The organism is Sedimentibacter sp. MB35-C1, from assembly GCF_030913635.1.
Taxonomy (GTDB): domain Bacteria; phylum Bacillota; class Clostridia; order Tissierellales; family Sedimentibacteraceae; genus Sedimentibacter.
Genome location: NZ_CP133188.1, coordinates 2,907,264 through 2,923,300, shown reverse-complemented (window position 1 = coordinate 2,923,300; position 16,037 = coordinate 2,907,264). Strand labels below are relative to the sequence as shown.

At 36.0% G+C, this 16,037-nt stretch carries 12 protein-coding genes; 7 read left to right on the top strand and 5 right to left on the bottom strand.

Annotated features, from left to right (window positions below; genetic code table 11):
* The first annotated feature begins 26 nt into the window (after positions 1-26).
* Together RBQ61_RS14225 and RBQ61_RS14220 are read left to right on the top strand one after the other, a co-directional pair.
* On the top strand, positions 27-2,420 hold the full coding sequence (locus RBQ61_RS14225) for a homocysteine S-methyltransferase family protein (RefSeq protein WP_308137883.1): 2,394 nt from the start codon (positions 27-29) through the stop codon (positions 2,418-2,420).
* 65 nt (positions 2,421-2,485) lie between these two features.
* Positions 2,486-3,373, top strand: coding sequence for a polyprenyl synthetase family protein (locus RBQ61_RS14220; protein WP_308137882.1), 888 nt, complete (start codon positions 2,486-2,488; stop codon positions 3,371-3,373).
* A 145-nt stretch (positions 3,374-3,518) separates the two neighbouring features.
* On the opposite strand, the gene murC is transcribed toward RBQ61_RS14220, so the two are convergent.
* Positions 3,519-4,862, bottom strand: a complete 1,344-nt coding sequence (gene murC / locus RBQ61_RS14215) for a UDP-N-acetylmuramate--L-alanine ligase (RefSeq protein ID WP_308137881.1) — start codon at positions 4,860-4,862, stop codon at positions 3,519-3,521.
* Positions 4,863-5,272: 410 nt separating this feature from the next.
* Here murC and tsaE point away from each other — a divergent pair, with 410 nt between their 5' ends.
* From tsaE to RBQ61_RS14195, 4 genes are read left to right on the top strand one after another with little or no spacing between them, the layout of a single operon-like run.
* Positions 5,273-5,743 (top strand): tRNA (adenosine(37)-N6)-threonylcarbamoyltransferase complex ATPase subunit type 1 TsaE, encoded by a 471-nt coding sequence (gene tsaE, locus RBQ61_RS14210; protein WP_308137880.1) that lies wholly within the window; start codon positions 5,273-5,275, stop codon positions 5,741-5,743.
* Positions 5,724-6,413, top strand: coding sequence for a tRNA (adenosine(37)-N6)-threonylcarbamoyltransferase complex dimerization subunit type 1 TsaB (tsaB, locus tag RBQ61_RS14205; protein WP_308137879.1), 690 nt, complete (start codon positions 5,724-5,726; stop codon positions 6,411-6,413). The genes tsaE and tsaB overlap by 20 nt, the downstream gene beginning before the upstream one ends.
* A gap of 9 nt (positions 6,414-6,422) precedes the next feature.
* Positions 6,423-6,860, top strand: a complete 438-nt coding sequence (rimI, locus tag RBQ61_RS14200; protein ID WP_213926125.1) for a ribosomal protein S18-alanine N-acetyltransferase — start codon at positions 6,423-6,425, stop codon at positions 6,858-6,860.
* A complete protein-coding gene (locus tag RBQ61_RS14195) occupies positions 6,845-7,753 on the top strand; it encodes a M15 family metallopeptidase (protein WP_308137878.1) in 909 nt (302 codons plus the stop codon). The genes rimI and RBQ61_RS14195 overlap by 16 nt, the downstream gene beginning before the upstream one ends.
* Before the next feature lie 215 nt (positions 7,754-7,968).
* Here the strand turns inward: RBQ61_RS14195 and RBQ61_RS14190 are convergent, their stop codons facing one another.
* The 4 genes from RBQ61_RS14190 to RBQ61_RS14175 form a co-directional block, all read right to left on the bottom strand.
* On the bottom strand, positions 7,969-9,423 hold the full coding sequence (locus RBQ61_RS14190) for a peptidoglycan-binding protein (RefSeq protein ID WP_308137877.1): 1,455 nt from the start codon (positions 9,421-9,423) through the stop codon (positions 7,969-7,971).
* Positions 9,424-9,658: 235 nt separating this feature from the next.
* Complete coding sequence (htpG, locus tag RBQ61_RS14185) at positions 9,659-11,536, bottom strand: molecular chaperone HtpG (protein ID WP_308137876.1); 1,878 nt, start codon at positions 11,534-11,536, stop codon at positions 9,659-9,661.
* Positions 11,537-11,769: 233 nt separating this feature from the next.
* The gene (locus tag RBQ61_RS14180; protein ID WP_308137875.1) at positions 11,770-13,179 is read right to left on the bottom strand and encodes a peptidoglycan-binding protein; all 1,410 of its coding nucleotides are present in this window, start codon (positions 13,177-13,179) and stop codon (positions 11,770-11,772) included.
* 13 nt (positions 13,180-13,192) lie between these two features.
* Complete coding sequence (locus RBQ61_RS14175) at positions 13,193-14,119, bottom strand: peptidoglycan-binding protein (RefSeq protein ID WP_308137874.1); 927 nt, start codon at positions 14,117-14,119, stop codon at positions 13,193-13,195.
* A 406-nt stretch (positions 14,120-14,525) separates the two neighbouring features.
* Between RBQ61_RS14175 and RBQ61_RS14170 the strand changes: the two genes are divergently transcribed.
* Complete coding sequence (locus tag RBQ61_RS14170; protein WP_308140127.1) at positions 14,526-16,025, top strand: acyl-CoA carboxylase subunit beta; 1,500 nt, start codon at positions 14,526-14,528, stop codon at positions 16,023-16,025.
* Positions 16,026-16,037: the final 12 nt, after the last annotated feature.

The following is a 16,037-nucleotide window of genomic DNA, read 5'->3' as shown; positions in this document are numbered from 1 at the left end:
ACATATTACATCATGCAGAGGTTATTATGAATTTTAAGGATTATATAAGAGAAAAGATAGTTGTTTTAGATGGTGCAATGGGAACTCAGCTTCAAAAGAAAGGGCTTGAGGTTGGTGAGGTTCCCGAAGCAATTAATATAACAAACAAGGAAAACATAGTTGAGATACACAAAGAATATATAGAAGCAGGTTCTAACGTAATAACTACAAATACCTTCGGAGCAAATGAACTGAAGCTTCAAAGAACCGGGTATGAAGTTGAGGAAATTATTGAAGCCGCAGTTTCAGCAGCAAAGGAGGCTGTGGGTTCAAAAGAAGTATATATTGCTCTGGATATAGGGCCTATTGGAGAACTAATAGAGCCTCTGGGCCATTTGTCTTTTGATAAAGCCTATGAAATATTTAAAAGGCAGGTATTGCAAGGTGTTAAATCTGGCGCAGACATTATATTAATTGAAACTATGACGGATCTTTACGAAGCAAAAGCGGCAGTGCTGGCAGCAAAGGAGAATTCGGAACTTCCTGTGCTGGTGAGCATGTCGTTTGAAAAGGACCATAGAACGTTTACTGGGTGCCTTCCTGGAAGCATGGCTTTGACTTTGGGAGGGCTGGGCGTAGATGCAATTGGCATTAATTGTTCTTTGGGCCCTAAGGAAATTAATCCAATAGTTAAGGAGATTCTCAAATGGACGGATGCTCCAGTGCTTGTACAGGCAAATGCTGGGCTGCCGGTTATGAAGGAAGGGCATATGTTTTATGATGTTCGCCCATCAGAATTTGCAGATGAAGTTATTGAATTTATTAAAATGGGCGTCTCTCTTGTGGGAGGATGCTGCGGAACTACACCTGAATATATAAAACAAATTGCTGATAAGATAAAAGGTGAGAACAAGGTACGCAGGCAGTTTGAACATTTTTCAGCTCTTTGCACTCCTACAAATACCGTATTGATAGATGAAATCAGGGTGATAGGGGAAAGGATAAATCCAACAGGAAAGAAGCTTCTAAAGGAAGCTTTGAAGTCCGGCGATGTGGACTATATAATTCAGCAAGGTGTTTCACAGGTTGAAGCAGGTGCCGAATTATTGGATGTAAATGTAGGGTTAAGGGAGATTGACCAGAAGAAAATGATTATTGAAGTGGTAAAGGCCCTGCAGACTGTTATAAATGCTCCTCTTCAAATTGACTCATCACAGGCTGAAGTTATTGAAGCGGGATTGAGATACTATAACGGAAAGGCTATAGTTAATTCTGTCAACGGTGAAGAAAAAGTTCTTGACAGAATTCTTCCAATAGTAAAAAAATATGGCGCTGCTGTTGTGGGGCTTACTTTGGATGAAAAAGGAATTCCGGATAATGCTGCTGATAGATATAAAATTGCGGAAAAGATAGTGAAAAAAGCAGAGAGTTATGGTATAAATAAAGAGGATGTTTACATAGATGCCTTAACATTGACTTGCTCGGCGCAGCAGGAAGAAGTTGTTGAAACAATTAAAACACTTGAAATGGTAAAGAAAGGATTAGGAGTAAAAACAGTTCTTGGAGTTTCAAATATTTCATTTGGCATGCCAAACAGAGGCCTTATTAATGAAACTTTTCTGACGATTGCTATGGCCGCAGGGCTGGATTTACCTATTATTAATCCAAACGACAGCGCTATGATGGACAAAATTTTTGCATTCAATGTATTGTTTAATCATGACAAAGCTTCAAAAAAATATATTAAAAGATACGGAGAAGAAAAGAAATTAAAACCATCTGACGGAAAAATTGAGCATGTGAAGAACGAGGCTAGTCTTACTGAACTTGTTATCAAAGGACTTAAAGATAATGCTGCAGTTGCAACGGATTTACTTTTGAAAACAAAGGATGAACTTGAAATAGTCAACGAATACCTGATTCCAGCTCTTGATAAAGTGGGAGATGACTTTGAAAAAGGTATAATATTTCTTCCGCAGCTTATTCAGTCGGCCGAAACGGTGAAGGTTTCGTTTGATGTCCTTAAAAAGAGTTTAAAATTAAAAGACAACTCTAAAATAAGCAATGGAAAAATAATTCTAGCTACAGTAAAAGGCGATGTTCATGACATAGGTAAAAATATTGTCAAGGTCATACTTGAAAATTATAATTATGAAATAATAGACCTAGGTAAAGATGTTACTGCTGAAAAGATCGTAGATGAAGCAAGAAAGCTGTGCAGTGAGCCACTAATGGTAGGATTGAGTGCATTGATGACAACAACCATGAAAAGTATGGAAGATACGATAAAAGAGTTAAGAGACAACAATGTAGATTGCACAATAGTAGTGGGTGGTGCAGTTCTGACTCCTGAATATGCGGAGAATATGGGTGCCGATTATTATGCAAAAGACGCCAAGGAGGCGGTGAAAATTGCAAAAGAAGTTTTTAAAGAAAAATAGAAACGCGCAAGCCATATGCTGTTATGGAGTAGTGACAAAAAAAGGATTGCGCTATGGGGGAGTAAATGGATCATATAACATGGATGAATGAAAAAATAGAAAGTGTTGAAAAATATCTTAAAGATATTGTTGAGGAAAAAGAAAATCCTCAGAAGTTGATTTATGAAGCTATGAATTACAGCTTATTATCCGGAGGAAAAAGGCTGCGCCCTGTGCTTTTGCTTGCAGCCTATGAGTTGTTCAAGGATGAGGAAGAAAAGGCATTGCCTTTTGCTTGTGCAATGGAAATGATTCATACATACTCTCTGATACATGATGATCTTCCCGCTATGGACAATGATGATTATAGAAGAGGGAAGCTTTCAAATCACAAAAAGTACGGAGAGGCTGCGGCAATTTTAGCGGGAGACGGTCTTCTGAACAGAGCTTTTGAAACGGGTCTTGAAGCGGCAATGAAATTTGAAGATAAGAATAAAGCAATAAGAGCCTTGCTCTATATATCCAAGTCTTCAGGTCCAGAGGGCATGATAGGTGGTCAGGTTGTAGATATATTTGGTCATGATAAAATTTCAACGCTTGACGATCTTAAGTACATGTATTCGCTGAAAACCGGCGCAATAATAAAAAGCAGCTTGGTGGCAGGAGCTATTCTCGGAGGAGCTGATGAAGCTGAATTAAAAGCTTTGGAGAGTTATGCAGAAAAAATAGGGCTGGCATTTCAGATAGAGGATGATATATTGGATGTAACGGGCACTGTTGAAAAGCTTGGAAAAATGACGGGAAGTGACGAAGCAAATGATAAAGTCACATATTTGGTATTTGTTACTTTGGAAGAAGCAAAAAAACAGGTTCATAATCTTACCAATGAAGCTGTAAAAAGCCTTGGTATTTTTGGGGATAAAGCGGTATACTTAATCGAACTGGCTAAGTTTCTTACCGACAGAGATCACTAAAATAAACTTAGCACCAACTTTTACAGCAAAGATATCTTGTAATTTGCAAATTGTGTTTTGTATGGGGTAAGAACTTTCCTAATATATAAGAAGATGAGATTTTTCATTCGGCAGTTATACTGAATATGAAAAATCTCATTTTTATTTATTTTATATATTCAATAACATCATTCACATTACCTGCACCCATTGCTATTATTGTGTCTCCTTTACAGGCTAAAGATTTAATTATTTCTGCAGCTGATTGAAATGAATCTGCATAATGCCCGGATTTATTGAGCGAGTTCATTTTAACAAGGATATCTTTTGAGTGGATTTCACCTGTATCTTTTTCTCTTGCCGGATATATATCTAAAAGTATTGCTTCATCTGTATGTGTTAAAGCCTCTGCAAATTCGTTCAGAAGTTTTTTAGTACGGGTAAATGTGTGAGGCTGAAATACTACTATTACCTTTCCGTAGGTGTAAGCTTTTGCAGTCTTTAATGTCGCTTTCATCTCCGACGGATGATGTGCGTAGTCGTCAATTATTGAAGCTCCATTATACTCACCTTTATACTCATATCTCCTATGAGTGCCTTTAAAATTTAAAAGACCGTTTTGAACGGTTTTGCTGTCAATGCCTAGGCAAAGGGCTGCGGCAGCCGTTGCAGCGGAATTTAAAATATTATGTTCTCCTAATACTTTAAGCCTTATATCTTCAACTTTTTGCCCATTATGCATCAACGTGTATGAAGGGAATGGCTTTAAATTTATATTTTCAGGATAGTAATCGGCGTTGCTGCCAGCTCCGAATGTTACTATATTACAGTCTATATTTTTAAATAGTTTTTTGTGTTTCTCGTTGACTATCAGATATCCTGTTTCAGGAATTTTTTGTGCGTATTCTACAAATGCATTTTCGATATCTTCTAAGTCCTTGTAATAATCAAGATGATCTTCTTCAATGTTTAAAATAATTTCCATAGTTGGATTGAATTTCAAGAAATTCCTTTTATACTCGCATGCTTCCGTAAGCATTATATCATATGAGCCGCGAAGCAGATTTCCTCCTAGTGAATCCATTTCACCGCCTAAGAATATAGTTGGTTTTATATCTGTTCCTATCAATACGGAAGAAAGCATTCCTGTAGTAGTTGTTTTTCCGTGAGTGCCTGATATACAGACAGAATTTTTGTAGTTTTTCATTATCAAGCCTAAAAATTCGGCTCTGTCCATTATATTAAGGCTCAATTCCTGCGCTTTCAAAAGCTCAGGATTGTCATCAGAAATAGCAGATGTGTACACTACTAAATCAATATTTTCGGTTACATTTTTGCTTTCATGGCCTTTGTATATTTTTGCTCCCAATGATTCCAGTTTTTTTGTTATATGTGAGCAGCTTCTGTCAGAGCCTGAAACCTTAACTCCTTCGTCAATCATTAATTCAGCCAGTGCACTCATGCTGATTCCGCCTATGCCTATAAAATATATATGATTAAATTTTTGCATACCATTCTCCCTAAATGTTTCTTTGTTATGTAATAATATTATTCATAAAAAAAGCAATTAACACTTATTTAAAAGCAATAAAGAAAATAATTCATAGTCCAAGCCTTTAAATAATCATAACATTATAACATGTCTCCAAACATTGTTCAACGTTTTTTACTTTTGCTTTTAGATTACACGTAAAACAGCCTTGCGATATACTAAGTAGTTTTAGGCGAAGAAAGTATGCTTTTTATTTAGGTTTTTAATATCATGGAATGAAAATTATTTTTCCCGAAGACACAAACTAAACATTCCTTGATTTTTTAAACCTGCAAATGTATAATGAAACGGTAAATAAATATCTGCGATTTTATTTAATAGCAGCCATAGGTGAAAGCGCAGGGATAAAACTAATCTAAGGAAGCATTATGAAATTAACGGTAAACAATTTAAAAGATACTGAGGTTGTAGGCAGAATTATAGGACGCAGTTTGGAAAAGGGAAGCGTGCTATGCCTTGACGGTGACCTGGGCGTTGGAAAGACGGCACTTACGCAGTTTATAGCATCGGAACTTGGTGTTAAAGAATACATAACTAGTCCAACATTTACAATTATTAAAGAATACGAAGGAAGACTGAAGCTGAACCATATGGATGTATACAGGATAGACTCGGAGGAGGCTATGTATGATTTAGGATATGATGAATATATTTATTCAGAGGGGGCAACAATCATTGAGTGGTCACATAAAATAAAAGGTATACTTCCAAAGGAGAGAATTGATATTAAAATAGAACGGCTTTCCGATACTTGTCGCATAATGAATATAAGCGGTAATGGGAAAAACTATGAAAAAATAGCAGAGGAACTGAATAAATATGAAAGTACTGGCAATTGAATCGGCATCTATAGCTGCATCATGTGCAGTATCTGAAGACGGTAGTTTGTTGGGTGAATATACTTTAAATCACAAAAAAACACATTCAGAAAAGCTTATGCCTTTAATAGAAGAGTTATTGAACGAACTGAATATTAAAATACAGGATATTGATGTAATTGCAATATCAGAGGGCCCCGGATCATATACGGGATTGAGAATAGGAGCTGCTATTGCAAAAAGCCTTGCATTTGCTGTTGATATTCCCATAGCCAATATCCCGACGACAAAGTCGCTTGCAGCAAATGTTTTTGACGTAAGTAAGCTTATTGTTCCTGTAATGGATGCGAAAGCAGGCAGAATTTATACAGGAGTTTACAGATGGAACGAAGGAAAGATCTCAACCGTCAAGGAGCAGTATCCTTGTAATATTGACGATATGCTGGAAATGATGAATGAATATGAAGAACCCATTATATTTAACGGAGATGGAGCAGTTAATTACAGAGATATAATTGAAAAAAAATTAAGGCAAAGGGCGTATTTTGCACCTGGAAGGTATAATTTTTTGAATGCTTCCACCTTGGCGTCCATAGGCTACGACATGGCATTGATGGGGGAATTTGTTCAGGCGTCTGATTTTAGACCTCAGTATTTAAGGATGTCTCAGGCGGAACGAAATAAGAAATAAGGGGGATTTATGGTAGTAATCAGAGGTATGCGCAGCGATGATTTGAATCAAATAACTCAAATCGAAAAGATGTGCTTTTCCCTACCCTGGTCAAGAGCTTCTCTTGAAAAGGAATTAGTAAATGAACTGGCATATTATCAGTGCGCAGAGGAAGATGATAAAATTGTGGGTTACATGGGAATGTGGAGAATTTTGGATGAATGCCATATAACCAATGTTGCAATATTACCGGAGTATAGAAATAGAGGCATAGCCGGAATGCTGATAAGCAAAATGGTGGAAATATGCAGATGCTCGGAGATCAGTTCTATGACTCTGGAGGTTCGCGAGACAAATATACCGGCAATAAACCTCTATGAAAAATTTGGATTTGTATCAGTAGGAAAGAGACCTCGTTACTATTCAAAGCCGATTGAAGATGCAATTATAATGTGGAAAAAACTTTAGAAATTATAGAAGGAAAGAAAATGAAACATAAAAAGAGAATTAGAGTGGATAGAGTTTTAATTTTAGTTATAGCATTGTTACTGATTTTATTTGGATCTATAATGATTATAAAAAAGATATCAGCAGATAATAATACACCAGGTAGTAATAATATTCCCAACGAACCTGTGAATGAGGAACCGTCAGATAATGGTATCGAAGAACAGGAAGGGATTCCTGTTGAACAGCCTGATCCTGTGGAAGAACCGGAAGAAATCCCTTCAGAGTCTGAGGAGAATCCAGATGCCGAAGAGTCATTAGAGATTGAAGAAGTAGTAACAGTAGGAAATCCCGGAGCAATAGATGTGCTGGTAAATAGGGTCAATAATCTACCCAGCGATTATGTGCCGGAAGATTTGACGGAAATAACAGAGCTTCCTACGGTGCTTTTAAATCCTGAGGTGAATCAGCTTAGAGAGGCTGCATATGAGGCTTTGAAGAATCTTTTTGCTGCTGCAAAGGAAGAAGGATACGATCTATATGCACGCTCGGGCTATAGGTCCTACAATACACAATCATCGCTGTATTCTTCTTATGTTGCTAATCACGGTCAGGCGGCTGCGGACACATTTAGTGCAAAACCAGGGCAAAGCGAACATCAGACGGGGCTGTCTATGGATATAACTTGCGAGGCAATGAATTTTGCTTTAGATGATACTTTCGGAGAAACGGCCGAAGGCAAATGGGTATCAGAAAATGCACATAATTATGGATTTATAGTTCGTTATCCGAAAGGAAAGGAAGATATTACCGGATATATGTATGAGCCGTGGCATATAAGATATTTGGGAGTGGAGATGGCTACGGATGTATATGAATCAGGGCTAACTCTTGAAGAATTTTTTGAACAATAAAAATATACAGTTTATTAAAGAAAAGCAATTTTGAGCAATTTACGCTTAAAATTGCTTTTCAGTTTGCTTGATTTTTTACCGTAGAAAAATTTAATAGCTTTTTATGTATGCATGTATATTATTAACAGCCTTGAATTATGCACTGAACAAATTACGGAAGCTTATTGATTGGTGCTAATAAGTGTTTTTCGAAGAACTTATCGTTTGCATTACAATTAAACCGTATCTTGCGGGGCAATTATTCCCGAATATCTTTGTTCTCTGTAGACTCGGCTCAATTCATTCCAAGTGGCTTCATTGACTGTTCCGGTTGGTTCAAGACCAAAAAGATTCTGAAAAGCTATAACTGCTTTTTCTGTTTCTTCGCCAAATATTCCGTTTTCCGGTACAGGAGGTATCGATGGTATCGTCAATGATATATAAGACAGCATTTGCTGTATAAATGAAACACCTGGCTGTTCCAGTCCCATTCCTTTAACAAATTCAATGCTTGGGTATCTGAAATATGGCAAGTAAACTTCTTCAGGAGGAAGTGTATTAAATACGCCGCGGATTGCTTCGTACAGTTTATTCCATGTTTCTGTATCTACAATACCTGTGGCAGGAAGGCCTACTATTTTTTGAAATTCTATTACTCCCAGTCTTGTCGGTTCATCAAATATGCCGGTAAGATTAATTGACGGAATGCTATTATAATACAAAGATAAAACATACAAAAAATATTGCAAATATGTTGCCCTTGGGCGTATATCGCCCTGAAGCAAAGTTCCGATTGTTATGCCGTAAATTTCTTCATAAATTGATCCTGCCGCAGTTAATTCGGCTAATTCAGTAACAGCTACATAAATCTCCCGTATTTTATAAAATGTTGCCTGGTCAATGATACCTGTAACCGGCAAATTAAATATTCTCTGGAATTCTTTGACTGATGTTTCGGTATACTCATCAAAGTATCCGCTGGTGACGGGGATTTTTGGAATAGCAGGGAAATTATCAGATATTCTGTTTAATGCTAATTGATCTCTTAGTACGATAATACTTGAATCACCTAACATAAGAGGTTTTCCTGGGAAAGTCAATCCTATGCCTCCTATAGGAGTGTCTGTTTTGATTGAAATATCTTCGCCATAAAAATATTTTAAAATATCTAATGCGGAATAACCGTTGTTTGCCAGGTCAACCGTAGCCCACTGAGATAGTCCGTCGCACTGTGAGATTCTGCCATCACAATATTTAGTTGAAAATGGTATAACTTGTTCGCCCTTTACTACATAATGATTGAATATCTCATCGGTAATGTTGCTTATGTTGTCATAGATGCCTCTGTTTTCAACATATGCCTGGTCATGCTGGGTTGAATTTGTAATGTCAAAATCATACCCTCTTGAACGATACCATTCAAGACCCACTTTGTTAAGAGTAAAAGATATTATGGCGTAAATATTAGCTCTCAATGCCTCCTCAGGCCATGTTGGATAAAGCTCAGAGGATGCAACATTTTTGATATAATTAATATAAGGAACAATTATATTTTCTGCCTCTTCATCAGGATTGCCAAGATGAACTGTTATATATTCTGGAATTATAACAAAATTAACAGGAGGTCCGCCTGGTATGAAATTTTGATATTTTACATCTATATTACTGATTTCAGAATTTCTGTATATCATTGTTTACCTCTAAAATTTATTTTACTCTATTAATATATGTTATGAATAAAATATTGAGATTATTTTGGTATAATAATCCATAAAAAATAAGATATTTAATAATTGCTCAGCAGGAGAAAAAAAGAGCATTTACATCATTAATAAAATAATGATGTCTTGCAAACGGTAAAAGATTGAAATTTAAAAGAACCTAGGTCAGCTTCAACCTAAGTTCTTAATTTATAATGTAAGATTATTATTTTTCAATAAGCTCATATACGTTATTTGCATATTGTACAGGGTCTTCAATTGCTAATCCTTCAATAAGAAGTGCCTGGTCATACAATACATTAGACAGTACTTTCAGCTTTTCTTTGTCATCTTGGTAATACTGTTTGATTTTTTCAAACATTTGATGGTCTGTGTTTATTTCCAGTATTTTTTCCGCGTGAACATCACCGGCCATATTGTCTGGCATGGCGTTTAGCACCTTCTCCATCTCAATCGACAGTTCGCCTTCGGTGGCCAGGCACACGGGATGAGTTTTTAATCTCTTGGAGGCTCTTACTTCTTTAACCTTATCTGACAGAGCTTCCTTCATATAATTAAATATATCCGTATTTTCTTCTGAACTCTTCTTATCATCATCTGATTTTAAATCTAAATCTGCATTTGATACATTTTTGAATTCTTTTTCTTTATACTTTGCGAGTACCTTAATTGAGAATTCATCAATTTCATCTGTGAAGAAAAGTATTTCATATCCTTTGTCTGTTGCAAGCTCTATTTGAGGAAGTTTTGCAATGAGGTTTACATTTTCTCCGGAAGCATAATAAATGTATTTTTGGTCTTCTTTCATTCTGGACACATATTCATCTAATGTTACCAGTGCTTTCTCTGTTGAAGAATAGAACATAACCAGATCTTGCAGAGTTTCCTTGTTTGCTCCCCATTCACTATACAACCCGTATTTTAAGGATCTTCCGAAGTTTTCAAAAAACTTCAGATAGTTTTCTCTATCGTCCTTTAGCATTGCCAGAAGCTCACTTTTTATTTTTTCTTTTATTTTCTTGGCAATGAATTGAAGCTGCCTATCGTGCTGCAAAGTTTCTCTTGAAATATTAAGAGACAAATCAGCCGAATCCACCAGTCCTTGAACAAATCCGAAATAATCTGGAAGAAGGTCGCTGCATTTATTCATTATAAGCACTCCGTTTGAGTAGAGCTCCAGACCCTTTTCAAATTCTTTTGTATAGAAGTCAAAGGGGGCTCTTGACGGAATATACAGTAATGCATTGTAGCTGGTGATTCCTTCAACGCTTACGTGAGTGTATTTTAAAGGTTTTTCAAATCCAAAATGTTTGTCCATATAGAAATTTTCATAGTCTTCAGGTTTTAGCTCACTTTTGTTTTTTCTCCATATAGGAACCATGCTGTTTAATATTTCATCTTCAAAATAATCCTTATATTCGTTCTCGGTTCCTTCTTCCAATTTTCTTTTCTTCATCATCATTTTTATAGGGTATTTAATGAAGTTGGAATATTTTTTTACAAGCGATTTTATATTGTACGGATCAAGAAATTCATCATAATTTTCATCATCTGTATTTTTCTTTATTGTAATTATTATGTCTGTTCCTGTTGTTTCTTTTTCGCATGAAGTTATCGTATAGCCGTCTGTACCGTTAGACTGCCATTTATACGCTTCCTCTGAACCTAGTGCCTTGCTTATTACGGTTACTTTTTCAGCAACCATAAAAGCAGAATAGAATCCTACTCCAAATTGCCCTATGATGTCAACGCCTTCTTTTGCTTCACTGTTTGACTTGAAATCAAAAGATCCGCTTTTTGCAATTGTTCCAAGGTTTGAATCCAATTCTTCTTTTGTCATGCCTATTCCTGAATCAGATATTTTTAGAGTCCGGTCATCTTCATTTAGAGAAATTCTTATGTAAAAATCATCCTTATTAAATTCTATACTGCTATCTGTCAAAGATTTATAGTAGCTTTTATCAATTGCATCGCTTGCATTTGAAATAAGCTCTCTCAAAAAAATTTCCTTGTGTGTGTAAATTGAATTAATCATAAGATCAAGAAGCCTTTTAGATTCAGATCTAAATTGTTTTTTTGCCATAATACATCCCTTCCTTTATCTATAGCTTGTTTGTAATTAAATCGTGCATTTGTTAGCACTCGATATAAATGAGTGCCAGCTACACTATTATTTTAGCAAATGATTTATATTTGTCAATAGCTTCAATATAAAAAAGTTTACGTCATGGAACTTTGTATTTTGATTCCGCATGCCATATAGGGGGGCTTTTCTAATAAAAAAAGAGCGCTTAGCACTCTTGTTACTGAAAAATATTAAGTTTCAGCATATCTGAAATTTCTGTATATATTCATTATCATGTTCCATGTTTGGGCATCTACAACCCCTGTGGGTTCTAAACCATACAGCTCTTGAAATACTCTTACAGAAGCAGCTTTATCTTCACTAAAATTTCCATCTATTTTGACGGCAGGTATTTCCGGTATTTTAGTAGACAGATAATTCAACATTATGTCTAATATAAGAATTCCCGGATATATTTTATTCATGCCTTCTCTATATTCCATTCCCATAAAATTGATGAGAGGAAGGTAGATATCTTCTACAGGAACACTTGTCAAAATTGCATAAACAGCCTTGTAGATCTCAGCCCATGTTCTGAGATCTACTATACCGGAAGGAGGCAAACCCATTATTTCTTGAAAAACTTTAACAGCATCAGTAGTTTCGGGGCCATAATAAGAGTCAATTGTTACAGCAGGAATTGCAGGATAAACAGAGGAAAGTACATTTAAAAAATATTGGAGCAGTCCGACAACAGGACGATTTCCTTCCTCTAAAATAACATTCGCATACAAATCCAACAGTTCTTGTTGCGATAAACCCTCTGTATTTAATTCATACAGCCTTTCGACAGCTACATAGATTCTTCTGATAAAGTACCACGTTTCCATGTCAACAATTCCTGTAACGGGAAGACCAAAAACTTCTTGGAATACCTTTACTGCTTCTTCTGTTTTTTCATCAAAGTAACCGGTAATATCCACGGTGGGAATAGCAGGATAGTTTTCGGAAATTTTATTTAACGAATGCTGCATTCGGAATACTGATATTCCAGAATCGCCAAGCTTCAATTGTGAACCGGGATATGTTTCTGTTGTAGTTGTAGGAATATTGCTTTCAACAAGAAGAATATCATTACCATAATAGTACTTTAAAATATCTAAAGCATCGTAGCCTTGATTTGCTAAGTCTACGGTTCCCCATTGAAGAAGGCCATTACATTGGACCTGTCGTCCATCACAAAATACGGCAAATAAAGGCTCCACGTGTCCGGACCTTGTAATATATTGGTCGAATATTTCATTAGTTAAGTCTGAAATATTGCTGAATATACCTCTGTTTGGAACGTATGCTTGATCATATTGAGGAGAACTGGTAATGTCAAAATCGTAGCCTCTTGATCTGTACCATTCAGTAAAAACCCTATTCATAGTAGTTGATATTATAGCATAAATGTTTGCTCTGAGCGCTTCTTCCGGCCAGGTAGGATACAACTCGCTGGAAGCAACGTTTTTTATATAATCTATATACGGCACTGTAACATTTAACGCACTTTTATCATCAGGTGAACCCAGATGTACAGTTATTTCCAGTGGAAAAGGAACAATCACATGAGGAAGAGTTTGTGCAGGTATTATTATATTAGATTCAGGTGTGCTCATAAATTACCTCGTTTCATTCAGTTTGTTCAAGAACAGTGTCTGTAAATTGACTTGTCGGTCTATTGTCTGAAAATCTAAGCTGCCTGTATACATCCACAATTTTATTCCAAGTTTGCTGTTCTATTATACCGGTAGGTGTTATCCCGTACAAAGTTTGAAAAGCAATTACAGATTCAGTTGTGATATAATCAAATATACCAGTAGGATCTATAGAAGGAATGTCAGGAATAGCATTTGAAATAAATTCTAAGTACTGTTGCATAATATAAACTTCGGAGCCTTCTGAACCCTCGCTGTATGTTTCACCCGGATATAAGAGCGCGGGAAGCGAAATAGCAGTAGGCGGCAAAGTGTTAAGTATCCCCTGCATGCTGTAATACATATTGTTCCAGGTTTCACAGTCGATTTCTCCGGTTGCTGGAATATTAAATGTTTTTTGAAATTCTGTTATCGAATTTATAGTCATGGTATTCAACATGCCATTTATATCTACGGCAGGTATGGATGAATGATAAGCTGAAAATACATTTAAGAAATACTGCACAAGCTGAACTTTTGGAATAACTTCAAGAGATTCATTGCCATTCCCTAAGTTTGGCAGTATCTCAGCAGCCAGAGAGTTGTCTGCAGTTGTTTGAGCAAGTTTCTTTACAGCAGAAAATACTTTTCTTATTTCATACCATGTTATTTTGTCTATTATTCCTGTTACAGGTAGATTAAATATGTGCTGAAACTGTTTGACGGCAATCTCCATTGACTCATCAAATGTAGGCGTTATGGGAGATATTTTAGGAATAGAAGGAAAATTAACAGATATAGCATTCAAAGCATTTTTTGTATTTAGGACGGCTGGGCCACTATCTCCAAGAACTAATGGACTGCCCGGAAAAGCTTCTTCATTTATTGATTTATCGACGAACCCGGGTACTTGAAGTTCCATTATATCACCTTCCGTTCTTTTCTTTTAAGGTTATTATGAGTGCCATATTTTCTAAAAATCATATTTATATTCCTAGATGGTTTTGTTTTGGTATATTGATTTTTCTTAATAATCACAGGAACACACCTTTCTATTATAATCCTTGTATTATCAATATATGCAGTACAACGGAAATTGATTTATTGTATATAGTATTAAAGAAATAAACATTCTATGAGTATAAAGATATTGACAAGAATTTTATAATATAATATACTTTGAAAGTCAAAGTAATAAATTTAATGTTTGACTTTATCGTTGAAATTTATTATTTTATATATTGGCAACCATATATGTAAAGAAAGGCAGGAGAAAAAAATTGCCAAACGAAAAAATAGCGGAACTCAGAGAAAAAACAAAAAAAATAATGCTTGGCGGCGGTCAGATGGCTGTGGATAAACAGCACAAAAACGGAAAACTTACAGCTAGGGAAAGAATAATAAAGCTGCTTGATGAAAATAGTTTTGTGGAACTAGATGCGTTTGTTGAGCATAGGTGCGCAAACTTTGGAATGGAAAAGAAATCTGCACCGGGTGAAGGTGTCGTTTCGGGTTATGGAACGATAGACGGTAGATTAGTATACATATATGCACAGGATTTTACTGTCATAGGCGGCTCATTGGGAGAAATGCATGCAGCAAAAATAGTAAAAGCTCAGGAAATGGCAATAAAAGTAGGAGCTCCATTGATCGGTATAAATGATTCCGGCGGAGCCAGAATTCAAGAAGGAGTGGATGCTCTGTCAGGATACGGAAAAATATTTTATAACAATACACTTGCTTCTGGGGTTATTCCTCAAATATCTGTCATATTAGGTCCGTGTGCTGGAGGGGCGGTTTATTCTCCTGCATTGACTGACTTTATATTTATGGTTCAAAATGTAAGTAAAATGTTTATTACCGGACCGAATGTAATAAAGACTGTTACAGGTGAAGTTGTTTCCGGTGAAAAATTGGGAGGCGCAATGACTCACAATTCAATAAGCGGTGTTGCTCATTTTGTTGATGATTCAGAGGAAGAATGTATGAGACATATAAGAAAGTTATTGAGCTTTTTACCGCAAAATAATTTGGAAACAGCACCTGCTAAGGAAGTTAACGATGATTTAAACAGAATAGATGAATCCTTGAATGATATAATACCTGAAAATCCAAATAAAGCATATGATATGAAGGATGTAATTTATTCTATTGCTGATGATAAAGAATTTATGGAATATCAACCTTGCTACGCTTTGAACATAGTAACGGGTTTTATGAGATTAAACGGAAGAAGTATAGGAGTAATTGCAAGCCAGCCAAAAGCATTGGCAGGATGTCTTGATATTAACGCATCTGACAAGGCGGCAAGATTTATAAGAACCTGTGATGCTTTCAATATTCCTCTTCTTACATTAATGGATGTTCCTGGATTTTTACCAGGCACTCACCAAGAGTACGGAGGGATTATCCGACACGGGGCAAAGATGCTGTATGCATATTCAGAAGCAACAGTTCCCAAAGTTACCATAATTACAAGGAAAGCATACGGCGGTTCTTATATAGCAATGTGCAATAAAGAATTAGGTGCAGATATGGTATTGGCGTGGCCGACAGCGGAGATAGCAGTAATGGGACCTGAAGGTGCTGCAAACATAATATTTAAAAAGGATATAGAAATTTCAGAAGATAAAGATGAAACGCGCAGAAATAAAATAGAGGAATATAGAAATACCGTTGCAAATCCTTATATTGCTGCAGCAAGAGGATATGTTGATGCAGTCATTGAACCCTCACAGACAAGGAAAAGAATAATAAGTTCATTTGACATGTTAACAGGTAAAAGAGTTTTAAAGCCAGAAAAGAAGCATGGCAATATTCCCCTGTAGAGAGGTAAAATA

What these genes read in the sequence shown, in the direction of transcription:
- RBQ61_RS14225 (WP_308137883.1), top strand. Translation starts at nt 27, where the DNA reads ATGAATTTTAAGGATTATATAAGAGAAAAGATAGTTGTTTTAGATGGT.
- RBQ61_RS14220 (WP_308137882.1), top strand. Translation starts at nt 2,486, where the DNA reads ATGGATCATATAACATGGATGAATGAAAAAATAGAAAGTGTTGAAAAA.
- murC (WP_308137881.1), bottom strand. Translation starts at nt 4,862, where the DNA reads ATGCAAAAATTTAATCATATATATTTTATAGGCATAGGCGGAATCAGC.
- tsaE (WP_308137880.1), top strand. Translation starts at nt 5,273, where the DNA reads ATGAAATTAACGGTAAACAATTTAAAAGATACTGAGGTTGTAGGCAGA.
- tsaB (WP_308137879.1), top strand. Translation starts at nt 5,724, where the DNA reads ATGAAAGTACTGGCAATTGAATCGGCATCTATAGCTGCATCATGTGCA.
- rimI (WP_213926125.1), top strand. Translation starts at nt 6,423, where the DNA reads ATGGTAGTAATCAGAGGTATGCGCAGCGATGATTTGAATCAAATAACT.
- RBQ61_RS14190 (WP_308137877.1), bottom strand. Translation starts at nt 9,423, where the DNA reads ATGATATACAGAAATTCTGAAATCAGTAATATAGATGTAAAATATCAA.
- htpG (WP_308137876.1), bottom strand. Translation starts at nt 11,536, where the DNA reads ATGGCAAAAAAACAATTTAGATCTGAATCTAAAAGGCTTCTTGATCTT.
- RBQ61_RS14180 (WP_308137875.1), bottom strand. Translation starts at nt 13,179, where the DNA reads ATGAGCACACCTGAATCTAATATAATAATACCTGCACAAACTCTTCCT.
- RBQ61_RS14175 (WP_308137874.1), bottom strand. Translation starts at nt 14,119, where the DNA reads ATGGAACTTCAAGTACCCGGGTTCGTCGATAAATCAATAAATGAAGAA.
- RBQ61_RS14170 (WP_308140127.1), top strand. Translation starts at nt 14,526, where the DNA reads ATGCTTGGCGGCGGTCAGATGGCTGTGGATAAACAGCACAAAAACGGA.